The sequence below is a fragment of the Pseudoalteromonas sp. J2K-J599 genome (assembly GCF_059295115.2).
Genome location: NZ_CM200271.1, coordinates 1,957,812 through 1,973,628, shown reverse-complemented (window position 1 = coordinate 1,973,628; position 15,817 = coordinate 1,957,812). Strand labels below are relative to the sequence as shown.

The following is a 15,817-nucleotide window of genomic DNA, read 5'->3' as shown; positions in this document are numbered from 1 at the left end:
ATTACGACCATAGTCTCTGTTTCTAACCTTTAGATCTTGGTGCATGCTTTATACACAGAATTTAGATTTGTGTATTAAGGATTTTAAATGAAACATCAGCTAGCAAAAAGCGTAGGGCTTTCGTTATTATCGCCTGTTATTGTAGGCAGTTTACTTGGTGTTTATTACTCTCTTACGCTTGAAGGTGAGTTTGTATCAATATTTCTTACCTTATTAATGACCGCTATATCAAATGCACACATAGTAGGCTTAACAATGGCTGCTTTTGTTGTGCCAGGGTATTTACTCATGTTTAAGTATTCTAAAGTTAATTATTCAGGGGTATTAACTCTTGGATTACTAGGCGGAGCGATATTTAGTTACTTATTAAGTGCCACAACTGGCGAGATATTTTTGATCAATAGTGTAATGTCAGCATTCGCTGCAGGGCTGTTTTTGTTTGGTCTTCGTAAAACAGCAAAAAAATAATCGCAGCATTATTAACCAAGCACGCTGATAAACGGTGCGATTTCCTTTTTTTTACCTCCAAAAGGTTCCAATTTTTCACGACAAAGAGTACCTTTAGCTACTGTATGTTTAATAAGAAGTAGTTTGGTATGCAAAAGCACGATTTTTACCAGTCATTAGTTAAGCAAACGCAATCGCTGATAGCTGGTGAATCTAATGTAATTGCCAATATGGCAAATATAAGCGCGCTGTTATTTACCTCTTTAGAAGATGTAAATTGGGCGGGTTTTTACTTTATGGATTCTCCTACTGAATTAGTACTTGGCCCGTTTCAAGGCAACCCTGCATGCATCCGTATTCCAGTTGGAAAAGGGGTATGTGGAACTGCCGCTGCAAACGCAGAGACACAACTAATTGAAGATGTTCACGCTTTTGACGGGCATATAGCCTGCGATGCAGCGTCTAACTCTGAAGTAGTTGTACCTATCATGAAACATGGTAAAGTATTTGCAGTTTTAGACATTGATAGTCCAAGTATTGGCCGATTTGATGCTGACGATAAAGCGGGTCTAGAAGCATTAGTAAAATGCTTAGAGGCGAGCTTGTAATGAAAGATTTGCTAAATGTTCAAGACTACCTATTTGCTGTACAAGATGTCGGTGACTGGGAAGGCGATGAAGAACATGTAGCGGAAACGCTCAATGATTTGATTCATATTGCATGGGATCGTCTTCCAGATGATTCAGAATGTGAATTTATTGATGAAACAATTAATGGTATTTGGGAACACCTTCGAGGTGATATGGCTGTTATAGAAGCCGATTTCGAAGAGTTGGTCGACTGGGTAATACACTACGTCGATTCGTCCCTTGATGAAAAGATGTGAAAAATAGGTTCTAAAATGGAAACCACAAACAAGCTAAAAGATATTAATGAAGTGTTGGAATTTTTATATCAAGAATTTCCACAATGTTTTAAACAAAAAGATGGCATCAAGCCGCTTAAAGTCGGTATTTTTAAAGATATTGCTGAGCGTATTGAAGGGTCTGAAAAAGTAAGTAAGACTCAAGTTCGTCAAGCGCTTAGAAAATACACGTCTAACTGGCGTTATTTAGAAGCTGTGACCAAGTCAGAGTTTCGTATTGATCTTGATGGTAATCAAGGTGAAAAAGTTGAGCAAGAGCATATCGACCATGCACAAAAAGCATTGGAAGAAAGCCGCGCTAAAATGGCTAAACGCAAAAAACAACAGCGTCCTCGCCAAGATTCTGATTCTAAATCTTTCAAGAAAAAACCAGCTCATGCTAGCAAACCAGGCGATAAAAACGCTCCTGCAGCTAACAAACCTGCTAAAGCAGCGCCGGCTAAGCGTTCAGGAAAAATTGAACCTTTGCCAGCAACTGAGGTCAAGGTTAATAATAAGGTTAAGGTTAAACTTGGCCAAGCACTTGTAAATGCAGTAATAACTGAAGTGAACAAAGATGATGTTCATGTTGAGTTAGTAACAGGTATGCAAGTTAAAACCAAAGCTGACAGCTTATACATTGTTTAAGTTGTAAATAAATTAAGGAGTTGTGTATGAGTAAAAAGTTTACGCTCATTCCGTTAGTTGCTGCCCTGTTTTCAGGTTCATTATTTGCTGCTGTAGAAGCCGTCACTATTGACGATTTACCCCAGCTCAAGCAAGAGAGTCAACATGGTACTGCTAGCAAACGAGTGGCTAGCTTATTTGCTCGTTCACACTATACACCGGTTCGATTTAACGATGAGCTTTCTAGTAAAGTGTACGATCGTTATATCGAATCCCTTGATTTTAATAAAAGCGTTTTCTTAGCCAGCGATATCGCCTCATTTGAGCAATATCGTGATGACTTTGATAACGCTATTACTACCGGTAAATTAGACTTTACGTTTGATATTTTTAACTTAAGTCTTAAACGCCGTTTTGAACGTTACGAGTATTCACTTACTCTGCTTGAAAAAGAGATGACGTTTGATAAAGAAGATGAATACTTTTTTGACCGTGAAGATTCAGCATGGCCTGCGTCACAAGCTGAGCTTGATGAAATTTGGCGTGAGCGTGTAAAGTACGACGCACTGCGTTTAAAAATGACGGGTAAAGATTGGGAAGGCATTAAAGAGGTGCTGACTAAACGCTACAAAAATGCAGAAAAACGTTTAGTACAATCAAATTCAGAAGATGCTTTTCAAATTGTTATGAATTCGCTAGCACGCAGTATTGAGGCGCATACGTCTTATTTATCGCCACGTCGTGCAGAGCAATTCAAAATGGATATGGACTTAGAGCTTGAGGGCATTGGTGCCGTATTAAGCCCTGATGAAGATTATACCGTTATTCGCAGCTTAGTGCCGGGAGGCCCTGCAGATAAAACAGATCAAATTAAAGCTGATGATCGCATTATTGGTGTTGCTCAAGATGGCGAAGAGTTTGTAGATGTAATTGGCTGGCGTTTAGATGACGTAGTTGATTTAATTAAAGGTCCTAAAGGGACTAAAGTACGTTTACAGTATTTAAAAGGTGTTGATGCTCACGGCGCTCCGAAAGTTGTAGAAATCACTCGCGATAAAATTCGACTTGAAGATAGAGCGGCTAAATCAGAAGTATTTGAAGCAAAATATTCTGATTTAACAAGTAAAATTGGGGTGATTGAAATTCCTGGCTTTTACAATAATCTTTCGAAAGATGTAAAAGTAGAACTTGCTAAGCTTAAAGAAGAAAAGGTTGATGGTATTATTATCGACTTGCGCCAAAATGGTGGTGGTTCATTATATGAAGCAACACAATTGTCAGGTTTATTTTTTGACCAAGGCCCAGTTGTTCAAATTCATACCTTAAATAACCGTATAGAAGAGCAAAAAGATCGTGATGGTATAACTTACTATGACGGCCCTTTAACTGTGTTAGTTGATCGTTACAGTGCATCTGCTTCTGAAATATTCGCAGCAGCAATGCAAGATTACGGTCGCGCTGTAATTATTGGTGAGCAAACATTTGGTAAGGGTACTGTACAGCAGCACAAAGGCTTAGGCCGTGCTTATGACCTATACGATAATGCGCTAGGCAGTGTACAGTATACTATTGCTAAGTTTTATCGTATTAACGGTGGTAGCACGCAACATAAAGGTGTTATCCCTGATATTTCGTTTCCATCAGCAATTGATCCTGCACAGTGGGGCGAAAGTAAGCAAGATAATGCACTTCCTTGGGACAGCATTGTTAAAGCGAAATATAAAAAACTAGGTAATCTAACACCTATTATTACGTACCTTGAAAAACAACACGAAGTACGAATTAAATCAGAGCCAGAATTTGGTTATGTATTTAATGACATTACCTTATACAACGAAGAGAAAGACCGTAAAACTATCTCTTTAGTTGAAGCAGACCGTATTAAAGAAAAAGATGAAGGTGAAGCACGTGCACTTGTACGTACTAACGAACGTCTTAAGCGTTTAGGTAAAGATCCGGTAGAAAACTTAGACGATATACCAGAAGTAATCGAAGAGCTTGACCCATTTTTAGAAGAGGCTGCATTAATTACTCAAGATTATATTAATTATGGTCGTATAGCTAAGAAGTAATAACTGGTTTTACCTCTGTAAAAAAGGCGCATTGGCGCCTTTTTTACTACCTAAAATTTACTAAATTGTTATAATCTTCGATTACATAAAGTTGAGCTGAATTAATGACGCTCAATTAATGCGCTTTACGTGCTAAAAATAATAATTAAACACACAGCAAGTGTGTGTAGGAGTCTCTATTTTGAAGCCATTGGAAGATAAACCAATCAAACCCGCCTCGTTTTTTGATGCATTAATTCCTATCTCTGTATTAATCTGTTTACTTGGCGCGGCTGTATACTTATTTGGTGACAACTCTTCATCCGGTCCTAACCAAATAGCACTTTTATTTGCCACTTTTGCAGCGGCTTTAATTGGTCTTAAAAACGGTTACACATGGAAAAAATTAGAACAAGCTATGATCGAAGGCATAACGCTTTCACTTGGTGCGATTTTAATTTTACTTATGGTAGGTGCATTAATTGGTACTTGGCTACTTTCTGGGACTGTACCAACTCTAATTTATTATGGCTTACAAGTTATCAATCCAAGTTGGTTTTATGCAGCGAGTTGTTTAATTTGTGGCATTGTAGCAATGAGTATTGGTAGTTCTTGGACCACGGCTGCTACGATAGGTGTTGCTTTATTAGGTGTTGCTACGGGTCTTGGACTTGAGCAAACAGTAACCGCAGGTGCAGTTATATCTGGTGCATACTTTGGTGATAAGCTAAGCCCGCTGTCAGAAACAACCAATCTGGCACCAGCAGTTGTTGGCGCTGATTTGTTTGAGCATATTCAACATATGCTGTGGACGACAGTACCAAGTTTTGTAATTGCACTGATTATATTTATATTCATGGGGTTTAATGCAACAGCTTCAAGCGAAGCAGGGCGCATTGATGAAATAACGGCTATTTTACAGCAAAACTTTAATATTGGTTTTGAAATGCTGATCCCGTTAATCGTACTTTTAGTTTTAGCTATTAAAAAAATGCCAGCATTTCCTGCTATATCAATTGGTGCTGTTGTGGGCGCTGTTTGGGCTATGTTGTTTCAGTCTGATCTAATTGCTAGCCAAATTGATGTTTCTCAAGGACAGCTAGTTGGCTACTTTAAACTTGTTTGGACTACTTTCTTTGATGGTTTTAGCATAAGTACCGGCGATGATAAGATGGATTCGTTACTCAGCGGTGGCGGTATGGCCGGTATGCTTACAACTACATGGCTGATTATGACTGCACTGATGTTTGGTGCCATTATGGAAAAAACAGGCCTTTTGGATATTTTCGTAAAAAGCATACTTAAAATAGCTAAAAGCACGGGGTCGTTAATTGCGGCGACAATAGCTACGTGTATAGGAACTAACGTAATAGCGGCCGATCAATATATAGCGATTGTTGTACCTGGACGTATGTTTAAAGATGAATACGAAAAACGTGGTTTGAAGCCTGTTAACTTATCTCGTACATTGGAAGATGGCGGTACAATTACTAGCCCACTAATTCCATGGAATACGTGTGGCGCATACATGCAAAGCGTTTTACTTATAAACCCTTTTGATTATGCACTCTACGCTTTCTTTAACTTAATTAACCCTGTTTTAGCGGTTGTTTATGCCTACTTAGGCATTAAAATTTTACGTATTAAGCCAAAACAATCTGCCTAATTTTAAGCAGCTCCTTTTAACTTAAAAGGAGCTGCTTTGGAGTATCTATGACTGAATCAAGTAAACCTCAAGCACAATATCTTAAAGACTACAAAGCTCCTGACTTTCTAATTGACCACACAGAGCTAACATTTGACCTACAACCTTTATCAACCAAAGTAAGCTCTTTACTAACACTTACCCGTGTTGGTGATAAAAAAGCACCTTTAGTGCTTGATGGTATTGATTTGCGTTTACTGTCTTTATCTGTTGATACAGTTGATATAACGGATTATGAAATTGTTGGTGAGCAGCTAATAATTAATAACCTACCGGATAGTTGCCAATTAAGTATTGTGACCGAGATATCACCTGAGACGAATACTTCTTTAGAAGGTTTATATTTATCGGGCGGTGCGTACTGCACACAGTGCGAAGCGCAGGGATTTAGAAAAATCACCTATTACATGGATCGCCCTGACGTACTTGCCACGTTTGATGTAACTATTATTGCCGATAAAAAGTATCTACAACTTCTTTCTAATGGTAATCAAGTAGATAGCGGTGAAACATCAGATGGTCGTCATTTTGTGAAATGGCAAGACCCATTTAAAAAGCCGAGCTATTTATTTGCACTTGTAGCGGGCGATTTTGATGTTTTAAAAGATACGTACACAACTAAAAGCGGCAAAGACGTAGAGTTAGCATTATTTGTTGATAAGGGTAATTTATCTAAAACACCTCATGCTATTGCTTCACTTAAAAAAGCAATGCAATGGGATGAAGAACGCTTTAATTTAGAGTATGACCTTGATATTTATATGATTGTAGCCGTCGATTTTTTCAACATGGGCGCGATGGAAAATAAAGGGCTAAACGTTTTTAATAGTAAATGTGTATTGGCCAATCAAGAAACAGCGACAGACAAAGACTACCATACGATTGAATCCATTGTAGGGCATGAGTACTTTCATAACTGGACAGGTAACCGAGTTACTTGTAGAGATTGGTTTCAGTTATCGCTAAAAGAAGGGTTAACCGTATTTAGAGACCAAGAGTTTAGTAGTGATTTAGGCTCTCGTGCACTTAACCGAATTGATGCAGTTAAAGTAATGCGTACGCATCAGTTTAGCGAAGATGCAGGCCCTATGGCGCATCCAATTCGTCCTGAAAAAGTTATTGAAATGAATAACTTTTATACTGTAACAGTATACGATAAAGGTGCTGAAGTTATCCGTATGATGCACACATTACTGGGTGAAACTAATTTTCAAAAAGGAATGACACTTTACTTTGAGCGCCACGATGGGCAAGCAGTAACATGTGATGACTTTGTCAGTTCAATGAGCGATGCATCAGGTGTAAATTTAGAGCAATTTAAGCTGTGGTATAGTCAATCGGGTACCCCGCGCTTAAATGCAATACAACATTTTGATAGCAGTTCAAATACGTATACATTAACAATAGAACAAGCAGCACCGGACAATCAGCCAGACAATAAACCACTTCATATACCTTTTGCTATTGAACTACTTGATGCGAATGGGGAAAGTATTGCTCTGCAATGTAAAGGTAAAAAACTAGATCATGTGCTTGATGTAACAAGTACAACTCAAACATTTAGCTTTGATAATATCTTAGAAAAGCCTGTTGCGGTTTTACTCGAAGATTTTTCTGCACCTTGTATTTTAAATCAGCAAACAACAGAGCCCGAACTATTACATATTATGCGTTTTGCACGCAGTGATTTTGCACGTTGGGATGCACAACAGCAGCTATTTATTAAAGCGGTTAAGTCTCAGATTACCGACACAACTAATAGCATGTTAAGCAGCGAAACTATAAATGCGCTACGTGTACTTATAAATACCAAAGAGGGCGATTTAGCCTTAATCGCAGAGCTGTTTAAACTGCCAAGTTTTGATACATTAGCCGCTGAATTTGAAGTAATACCTGTTGATGAGATTATTGAAATAACAGAAAAGTTTGAGCAACAAATTGCTGACGAACTTGCTGATGAGCTGCTTGCTTGTTACGAATCTCTTGAAGATGATGGCAGTATAAGTGCAAGCTCCGTTGCTAAGCGCGCTTTAAAACAAATATGCTTGCATTATTTGGCTAAAACTCAAAAGCCAGAGGCTGTAAGCTTTATTAAAGAAGCCGCAAGTTCGACTAACATGACCAATGTACTTGGTGCACTGAGCGCAGTGGTAAAAGCATCCCACCCTATACAAGAAGAGCTTTTGAATCATTTTGATAGTCAATGGCGCCATGATGTTTTAGTGATGGATAAGTGGTTTGCACTGCAAGCTATGCAGTCAGGCAATAAAGCTATAGAAAATATTAAGGCACTTTACGAACATCCGTGTTTTGATTTTTCAAACCCGAACCGTGTACGTGCACTTGTAGGAAGCTTTAGTCACTTTAATACAGCACAATTTCATCGCTCAGATGCCCAAGGCTATACGTTATTAGGTGACTTGTTAATAAAACTTAATGCAATTAATCCACAAAATGCGTCTCGTATGCTAACACCGTTCATGTCATGGAAGCGTTACGATGATGTTCGCTCTCAAGCAATGAAACTGCAATTACAACGCTTAGCTAATCTAGATGGGCTAAGTGCTGATTTGTATGAAAAGGTTGAAAAAGCGCTCGCATAAATGATTGAGTATTATTTTACCTTAAGATTGAGCTATAACGAGTGCATGGATTACTACCATGGCCGTTTTAGCTCTTTACAAGTTGTAGAAGATGGCGGTAAAACGATTCGTTTTGCTGCTACACATTTGAGGCCCTTCATCTCAAGTTTAGGTGTACGTGGTCGTTTTAGACTCTTATTAACCCCCGAAAACAAGTTTATCCGCCTAGAGCGAGTGGCCTGACACTCGGTTTTTATGTTATATATACATAAAAATATTGTATTTTTGTTAATTTCAATTTGTCCTATTGTTAAATTACGTGTATAAATTATCTGGTACGACGTCTTACCAATACGTAAGCGTCAACCAAAATATAAAGTATACGGAAGATTAGAGCGAGTATTTGTAATTTCACTGATTCGCTTCTATCGTTATGATTACACTAAAAACAATAACTTGATCACACAAAATGACCCGCGACAGGGGGGAACCAAAATGATAAGAAGATCGCTTTTTGTTAAAAATAGAATCGCTATAGGTATAGCAGCCGCTAGCTTAGGTTTATCTGCAGCAAGTACACAAGCTGTAACATTTGAAGCTGGAGGTTTTGACATTACCTTCGATTCAACCTTTTCATATGGGCAAAGTGTTCGCGTAGAAGACAGAGACTTTAGCCTAATTGGTAAAAGTAACAATCCGGCATTTGATTGGACAGGTTACAACCCTGCGCTAAACAACACTATTTACTCATCTCAAGATGTATGGGCTCAACCTGGCTCTTATTCAAATAATGGTGATGCTGGTAATTTAAATTTTGACAGTGGTGACTCATTTTCAAAACTTTTGAAGGGAACACACGACCTTTCAATAAATAAAGATAACTACGGTTTGTTCACTCGCTTCATGTATTTTTATGACTTTGCGTTGATGGATGGCTATCATGCATATTCAAATCCTACATCAGGGCAGGGGGTTGATCCGTGTGATGATAAAGACACTAAAGCGCAAAGTTGTGCAGATATTCGTTTATTAGATGCGTTTGTGTGGGCTGATTTTGATTTAAATGATGGTAATAACCCTTTATCTGTCCGTTTAGGTCAACAAGTAGTTAACTGGGGTGAGAGTACACTTATATCTCATGGTATTAACGTAAACCCAGTTGATATTGACCGATTGAAAGCGCCAGGTGCTGAGCTTAAAGAAGCATTCATACCTGTAGGCATGCTTTGGGCATCGCTTGGCATTACTGACAACATTACCCTTGAAGGTTTCTACCAATACCAATGGCAAGAAACGCGTTTACCCGCAGCTGGTACGTATTTTTCGACTAATGACTTTGCAGCAGAAAATGGTTATCAGCAGAATGTTCAATTAGGTTTTACGTCTAATCCTGATATTGATGTTGCTTTTTTAACAGATAGCTTGAATAACTTAACATCTGATTTTGCATTAGCCGCAGCTGCTCAAGGTATTGATCCTTCAAGTGCAGAAGGAAGTGCTTTATTAGCTCAAATGTATCTTGCATACCCAACTAAAGTTGCTTTAAAAGGTAAAGGGGATAATGGTAAAACAGAGCCTGAAGATGGCGGTCAGTATGGTTTACGTTTAGGTGTATTTTTACCTGAATTTAATGATACTGAAATTGCACTCTATCACGTGAATTATCATAGCCGCCGTCCGCTTATATCTGGTCGCGTATCAAACTTTTCACAAGCTGCAATTGCCCAAGATTTAGCGATGATCATGACAACAGAAATCACGTCAGATAATGTTGCTGATTTAACTGCTTTTTCTAAAGCTGAAAACGAGTACCCTGAAGATATTAAGTTATATGGTTTAAGTTTTAATACGACTATCGGCGAAACAGCCTTCGCTGGTGAATTTGCTTTTCGCCAAGATGAACCGCTACAAATTGATGACGTAGAGTTACTTTACACAGCTATGCCTGAGCAATTGGCGGTCGCTGGTATTCGTCCTGATTTTGCGGGTATTTCGCAAATGAGTATAGGCGATGCGGTAAGCTCAGTTGGTGCAGGTGAAGTTGCCAAAGGCTACATTGAACGCGACACATCACAAATTCAATTTACAGCAACGCATTTATTTGGCCCTTCATTAGGAGCTGATAGTTGGGCTGTAGTTGGTGAAGTGGGTGTAGTTAAAATTCACGATATGCCTGACTATGACGAAATGCGTTTAAATGTATCAGGCACTGGCCGTAGTGGCACAATAACAGGCCCAGGTACTACTGATTATTCAACATTGCAACTTGGTCTATCAAATGGTGCTGAAGAGAAATCATTCGCTACAGCATCGTCTTGGGGTTACCGCCTAATTGCGAAAGGCGATTACTTTAACTTTTACAAAGGTATTAACTTTTCACCACGTTTTGTATTTTCTCATGACGTAAACGGTAATACACCAGATCCTATGTTCTTATTTATAGAAGATCGTAAATCTTTAGGTGCTACGATGAACTTTAACTACCAAAATGCGTGGTCACTTGATGTGAGCTATAACTCGTTTTGGGGCGGTGGCGGTGTTAATACATTCTCAGACCGCGATTACGTTTCTTTTAACTTAAAATATTCTATTTAGGGGTAACATTACTATGATTAAAAAACCTACCCTCATCGCTACAGCATTTTGTAGTTTGTTTGCAAGCAGCGCAGCTTTGGCTAAATTAAGCGCTGATGAAGTTGCTCAATTAGGTCAAAACTTAACGCCAATGGGTGCAGAAAAAGCTGCGAATGCTGATGGTTCTATTCCAGCGTGGAATAATGGAATTACAACAGCGCCTGCAGGTTATAAAGCTGGTATGCATCATCTTGACCCATTTACAGCTGATAAAGTACTTTTCACTATCGATAAAAGTAATATTGAAAAGTACAAAGCCAATTTAAGTCCGGGTCAAATTGCTTTATTTGAAGCATACCCAGACACATTTAAAATGCCAGTGTATGAAACACGCCGCTCAGCTTCGTACCCTCAGTTTGTTTATGACGCGACTAAAAAGTTTGCACCGACTGCTGAATTAATCGAAGGCGGTAACGGTATTAAAAATACGGCGATTGGTATTCCTTTCCCTATTCCTAAAACAGGTTTAGAGGCAATTTGGAATCACTTATTACGTTACCGTGGCCAGTCTATTGAGCGCTTTGGTGGTCAAGCTGCACCGACTGCATCTGGCTCTTACAACTATGTTGGTTTTGATGAGCAGCTATTAGTTAAATACTCAGACCCAAGCGCAACACCTGCAGAGCTACAAGACTCAAACATTTTGTTTAAGTTTAAACAAAGCGTTACAGAGCCTGCACGTTTAGCGGGTACTGCATTATTAGTTCATGAAACAATGGACCAAATATTAACGCCGCGCCAAGCATGGACTTATAACTCGGGGCAACGTCGTGTTCGTCGTGCACCTAATGTTGCATATGATGCACCAGGCACAGCTGCAGATAGCCTGCGCACTACCGATGATTTTGATATGTTTAATGGCTCACCAAATCGTTACAACTGGACGCTAAAAGGTAAGCAAGAGTTATACATACCTTACAACAGCTATAAACTTCATAGCGACAAGCTAGAGTACGATGATATTTTAATGCCTGGCCATATTAACCCAGAACATACACGTTACGAAAAACATCGTGTTTGGGTTGTTGAAGCTAACTTAAAAGATGATACACGCCATATCTATAAAAAGCGTGTGTTTTACATTGATGAAGATAGCTGGCAAGTACAGGTAACTGATATTTATGATAACCGCGACCAGCTTTACCGTGTAGCCATGGCTTATGGCCTTAACTATTACGAAGTTCCTACACAGTGGAGTACGCTTGAGGTTTATCATGATTTGAATTCTCGTCGTTATTTAGCAATTGGTTTAGATAACCAAGAAAAAATGTACGATTTTTCACAGTCGTTTAACGATAACGAATTTACTTCAAGCGCTTTACGTCGCGCAGGTAGATAGTATTAAACTAGGCACTTAACAATATGTTAAGTGCCTTTTCCTTTCTCATCGCGTTTGTCTTACAGCGCGCAACGCACTCCCTAGTAAAAAGACAAACAACTCTCTCGTACAAGGCGATTAAAATTTATGAAGTATTTGGTATATGCCAGCCTGATAATAAGCGGTGCGAGTGTTGCACAAGAAGCCCCTAACTATGCAATCAGTGCAACAAATGCAGCTAAAACCTTACTCACCGATATAACTAACACGGGTAATGGCTTAATTGCTGTTGGTAAACACGGTACTGTTATTAAAAGTACATCGGGTGATTCATGGCAACAAGCTGAGCTAGTTCCAACTCAAGTGCTCTTAACTGCCGTTGATTTTAGTAACGAAAATAATGGATGGGCGTGTGGCCACGATGCAACAATCATAAGTACTACTGACGGTGGCGTTAATTGGCACCTACAACAAGCATTACCTGAATTAGATAAACCATGTTTAGATATTTTATTTGAAGATGACTTAAAAGGTTTTGCAGTGGGCGCATATGGCATGTTTTATCAAACTACAGACGGTGGTCAACATTGGCAAAAACGCTTTTTAGATTCGCTACTTTTTAGTGATGATCGTGATTACTTAAACGATTTAAAAGAAAATGACCCACAAGGATACGAAGCGGAAACTGCTTCTATTTTACCGCACTTTAATCGCATAGAAAAAACAGACAATGGATTAATGCTCGTTGGTGAAATGGGTTTAATGGCCAGAAGCATTGACGATGGTCAAACTTGGCAAAGAATAGAAGAAGTTTATCCCGGTTCATTCTTTGCAGTTGCCTCTGATAGCACACAAGAAATTGTGGCGGGGCTACGAGGTAATGTTTTTGCAAAGCAAAGTGGCGAAAAGCAGTGGCAGCATTTTGAAAATGTTAAAACAGCGACGATTAACAACATCATTAATTATAATAACAAACAATGGCTCATGCTCGCTAATAGTGGCGTTATTTTTCATCTTCAAGATGGGTTACTCACCCATGAGCAGCTTGCTGACGGTAAAGCGATTCTTGATGGTGTAATTTTAGATAACAGATTGATCATGGCTACAGAAGATGGCATTAAAGTGAAGGAGTTAACCCCTTAATGCATAAGTTACTCGATTTTATTGAAAAGGCGATTTTTAGACATCGCTTAATTATGCTTATAAGTTTTGCACTTATAACCTGTTTACTTGTATTTAAAGCGACTCAAATTCAACTTGATGCATCGTTTAATAAAAATATCCCGTTAAATCACGATTACATGAAGGTATACACTAAACATGAAAAACAGTTTGGTGGTGCAAACAGTATTTTAATTTCAGTATGTGACGAGAGCGGAGATATATTTAATCCAGAATTTTTTACTCAATTAAAAGCGGTTCACGATCAGCTTTATTTTATTCCTGGTGTAAATCGTCCTTTAGTGAATTCTATATTTTCACCTAGTGCTCGCTTTGTAGAAGTAGTAGAGGATGGTTTTGCCGGTGGTCCAATTATTCCTGCAAACTTTAAAGCAGATACGCGTGGATTAGGTGTAGTAAAGGAAAACATTGAAAAAGCAAAAGTTGTAGGGCGTATGATTGCCAGCGATTACTCGTGTGCAATGGTAACGGCTCAACTTTTAGAAACAGATCCTCAAACACAACAAAAATTAGACACATTAGCTTTTGCACAAAAGCTAGAAAGTGATTTAAGAGAGCCTTTAAGTACAGACAAAGTAAGTATTCATATTATTGGCTTTGCAAAAATGGCTGGTGATATAGCTGAAGGCGCAAAAGGGGTAGTCGTATTTTTTGCCATTGCTATCGCCTTTACCTTTATTATGGTTTGGCTATTTTGTGGCAGCTTAAAGCTAACTATTTTGCCTATCGCGTGTTCTATTATTGCCGTTATTTGGCAATTAGGCCTGCTTTCAAGTTTAGGGTTTGGACTAGACCCTATGTCTATTTTGGTGCCGTTTTTAGTCTTTGCTATTGGTGTAAGCCATGGTGTGCAGATGATTAATGCGATTGGCAAAAAAGTAGGTGAAGGAAAAAGTACGCGAATTTGTTGTCAGTCAAGTTTCAGGGCTTTATTAATACCAGGTGGTATTGCACTGCTTTCAGACACCGTAGGCTTTTTAACGTTACTTACTATTGATATTGGTATTATCCGCGAACTTGCTATTACAGCGAGTTTAGGTGTGGCAGTAATTATATTTACAAATTTAATTTTGCTGCCAGTTTGGGCGTCGTACATGAACTTTGAAAACAGTGTACATATTCAATCTGGTGATGCTGAGAAGCCTAATATACTTGATAAGATCAGAGACATTTTAGTAAAAGCAACCGATCCTAAAATCGCTAAAATGATTATCGGTTTTACTCTTGTTTTATTTGCTCTAGGCTACTGGCAAGCAGATAAAATGCGTATAGGTGACTTACACGCAGGCGCACCATCTCTGCATCAAGATGCCCGTTACAACCAAGACACGTTTTTAATATCAGATAAGTACACTATCTCATCTGATATTTTAAAAGTAATTGTAGAGGCGTATCCTGCAGCATGTACTGAGCATGATGTGATGGAGCGTATAAGCCGTTTTCAATACAAAGTTGAGAATGTGGCCGGTGTGCAGTCTGCTGTAAGTTTGAGCTCTGTAGCTCAATCGGTTAACGCGGGCTACAACGAAGGCAATTTAAAATGGCAGAGTTTGCCAAGAAATTCAGCAAGCTTAGTACAGTCAACGTCTCGAGTTGAAACTAGTACAGGTTTACTTAACGGTGATTGTTCTGTTATGCCAGTGATTATATTCTTAGATGATCATAAAGCACAAACTATCGATACCGTAATTAAGAGTGTTAAGCAATTTGCACAAGAAGAGGGCACTGATAAATTAGCATTTAAATTAGCGTCAGGACCTGTGGGCGTAATGGCAGCGACTAATGAGTCTGTATCAGAAGCACAAATACCAATGATGCTTTACGTTTATGGTGCCGTTATTATTTTATGTTTAATGAGCTTTAGAAGCGTAAAAGCAACAGTAGCCGTGGTATTACCGCTTTATATTGTATCAACCCTTGCCCAAGCACTTATGGTACAGCTGAAAATAGGCTTAACTGTTTCTACTTTACCTGTAATTGCATTAGGTGTAGGTATTGGTGTTGATTACGGTATTTATATACTGTCGTCGATGATGGGGCAGCTTAAGCAAAACGTACCGCTTAGTGTTGCTTATCGAAATGCGCTTGTTGAGCGTGGCAGTGCGGTTCTATTTACTGGTATTACATTAGCTATTGGTGTGAGCACTTGGATATTCTCAGATCTTAAATTCCAAGTTGATATGGGTATACTATTAACCTTCATGTTTTTAGTGAATATGTTAGGTGCAGTGTTGTTATTACCTGCAATTGGTAGCCTTCTCTGGACTGACCAGAAAAAATAATGTGAATACTTTTGCTCCTAAATGGCCAGTAATGGCCATTTATATCTATATTTTGTGAATAGATGACCAAATAGCTGAAATGCTT

Annotated in this window: 12 protein-coding genes; all 12 read left to right on the top strand. The window is 38.7% G+C overall.

What is annotated here, in order from left to right; all coding sequences use genetic code 11:
• Window positions 1-87: 87 nt before the first annotated feature.
• The 12 genes from AC5NT5_RS08950 (at window position 88) to AC5NT5_RS08895 (ending at window position 15,732) form a co-directional block, all read left to right on the top strand.
• Complete coding sequence (locus AC5NT5_RS08950) at window positions 88-468, top strand: hypothetical protein (RefSeq protein ID WP_002961912.1); 381 nt, start codon at window positions 88-90, stop codon at window positions 466-468.
• A 128-nt stretch (window positions 469-596) separates the two neighbouring features.
• A complete protein-coding gene (msrC, locus tag AC5NT5_RS08945) occupies window positions 597-1,055 on the top strand; it encodes a free L-methionine (R)-S-oxide reductase MsrC (protein WP_149592244.1) in 459 nt (152 codons plus the stop codon).
• Window positions 1,055-1,333 carry a hypothetical protein gene (locus AC5NT5_RS08940; protein WP_149592688.1) on the top strand — a complete coding sequence of 93 codons (279 nt, stop codon included), beginning with the start codon at window positions 1,055-1,057 and terminating at the stop codon, window positions 1,331-1,333. Before msrC ends, AC5NT5_RS08940 begins: the two co-directional genes overlap by 1 nt.
• 15 nt (window positions 1,334-1,348) lie before the next feature.
• Window positions 1,349-1,999, top strand: a complete 651-nt coding sequence (proQ, locus tag AC5NT5_RS08935; protein WP_002961909.1) for an RNA chaperone ProQ — start codon at window positions 1,349-1,351, stop codon at window positions 1,997-1,999.
• Between the two features lie 26 nt (window positions 2,000-2,025).
• The gene (gene prc / locus AC5NT5_RS08930; protein WP_154903037.1) at window positions 2,026-4,050 is read left to right on the top strand and encodes a carboxy terminal-processing peptidase; all 2,025 of its coding nucleotides are present in this window, start codon (window positions 2,026-2,028) and stop codon (window positions 4,048-4,050) included.
• Window positions 4,051-4,231: 181 nt separating this feature from the next.
• Window positions 4,232-5,695 carry a Na+/H+ antiporter NhaC gene (gene nhaC, locus AC5NT5_RS08925; RefSeq protein WP_002961908.1) on the top strand — a complete coding sequence of 488 codons (1,464 nt, stop codon included), beginning with the start codon at window positions 4,232-4,234 and terminating at the stop codon, window positions 5,693-5,695.
• A 47-nt stretch (window positions 5,696-5,742) separates the two neighbouring features.
• Entirely contained in the window at window positions 5,743-8,337 is a 2,595-nt protein-coding gene (gene pepN, locus AC5NT5_RS08920) for an aminopeptidase N (protein ID WP_494513007.1), read from the top strand.
• Window positions 8,338-8,559 (top strand): DUF2835 family protein, encoded by a 222-nt coding sequence (locus AC5NT5_RS08915; RefSeq protein ID WP_010552655.1) that lies wholly within the window; start codon window positions 8,338-8,340, stop codon window positions 8,557-8,559.
• Window positions 8,560-8,811: 252 nt separating this feature from the next.
• Window positions 8,812-10,911 (top strand): DUF1302 domain-containing protein, encoded by a 2,100-nt coding sequence (locus AC5NT5_RS08910; RefSeq protein WP_182674349.1) that lies wholly within the window; start codon window positions 8,812-8,814, stop codon window positions 10,909-10,911.
• A gap of 13 nt (window positions 10,912-10,924) precedes the next feature.
• The gene (locus AC5NT5_RS08905; RefSeq protein WP_182681437.1) at window positions 10,925-12,289 is read left to right on the top strand and encodes a DUF1329 domain-containing protein; all 1,365 of its coding nucleotides are present in this window, start codon (window positions 10,925-10,927) and stop codon (window positions 12,287-12,289) included.
• Between the two features lie 126 nt (window positions 12,290-12,415).
• Window positions 12,416-13,411, top strand: a complete 996-nt coding sequence (locus AC5NT5_RS08900; protein WP_494513008.1) for a WD40/YVTN/BNR-like repeat-containing protein — start codon at window positions 12,416-12,418, stop codon at window positions 13,409-13,411.
• Window positions 13,411-15,732, top strand: a complete 2,322-nt coding sequence (locus AC5NT5_RS08895) for an efflux RND transporter permease subunit (protein WP_494513009.1) — start codon at window positions 13,411-13,413, stop codon at window positions 15,730-15,732. Before AC5NT5_RS08900 ends, AC5NT5_RS08895 begins: the two co-directional genes overlap by 1 nt.
• Window positions 15,733-15,817: the final 85 nt, after the last annotated feature.

Excerpts from the sequence above, each read along its gene's own strand:
- AC5NT5_RS08950 (WP_002961912.1), top strand. The coding sequence starts at position 88 with ATGAAACATCAGCTAGCAAAAAGCGTAGGGCTTTCGTTATTATCGCCT.
- msrC (WP_149592244.1), top strand. The coding sequence starts at position 597 with ATGCAAAAGCACGATTTTTACCAGTCATTAGTTAAGCAAACGCAATCG.
- AC5NT5_RS08940 (WP_149592688.1), top strand. The coding sequence starts at position 1,055 with ATGAAAGATTTGCTAAATGTTCAAGACTACCTATTTGCTGTACAAGAT.
- proQ (WP_002961909.1), top strand. The coding sequence starts at position 1,349 with ATGGAAACCACAAACAAGCTAAAAGATATTAATGAAGTGTTGGAATTT.
- prc (WP_154903037.1), top strand. The coding sequence starts at position 2,026 with ATGAGTAAAAAGTTTACGCTCATTCCGTTAGTTGCTGCCCTGTTTTCA.
- pepN (WP_494513007.1), top strand. The coding sequence starts at position 5,743 with ATGACTGAATCAAGTAAACCTCAAGCACAATATCTTAAAGACTACAAA.
- AC5NT5_RS08915 (WP_010552655.1), top strand. The coding sequence starts at position 8,338 with ATGATTGAGTATTATTTTACCTTAAGATTGAGCTATAACGAGTGCATG.
- AC5NT5_RS08910 (WP_182674349.1), top strand. The coding sequence starts at position 8,812 with ATGATAAGAAGATCGCTTTTTGTTAAAAATAGAATCGCTATAGGTATA.
- AC5NT5_RS08905 (WP_182681437.1), top strand. The coding sequence starts at position 10,925 with ATGATTAAAAAACCTACCCTCATCGCTACAGCATTTTGTAGTTTGTTT.
- AC5NT5_RS08900 (WP_494513008.1), top strand. The coding sequence starts at position 12,416 with ATGAAGTATTTGGTATATGCCAGCCTGATAATAAGCGGTGCGAGTGTT.
- AC5NT5_RS08895 (WP_494513009.1), top strand. The coding sequence starts at position 13,411 with ATGCATAAGTTACTCGATTTTATTGAAAAGGCGATTTTTAGACATCGC.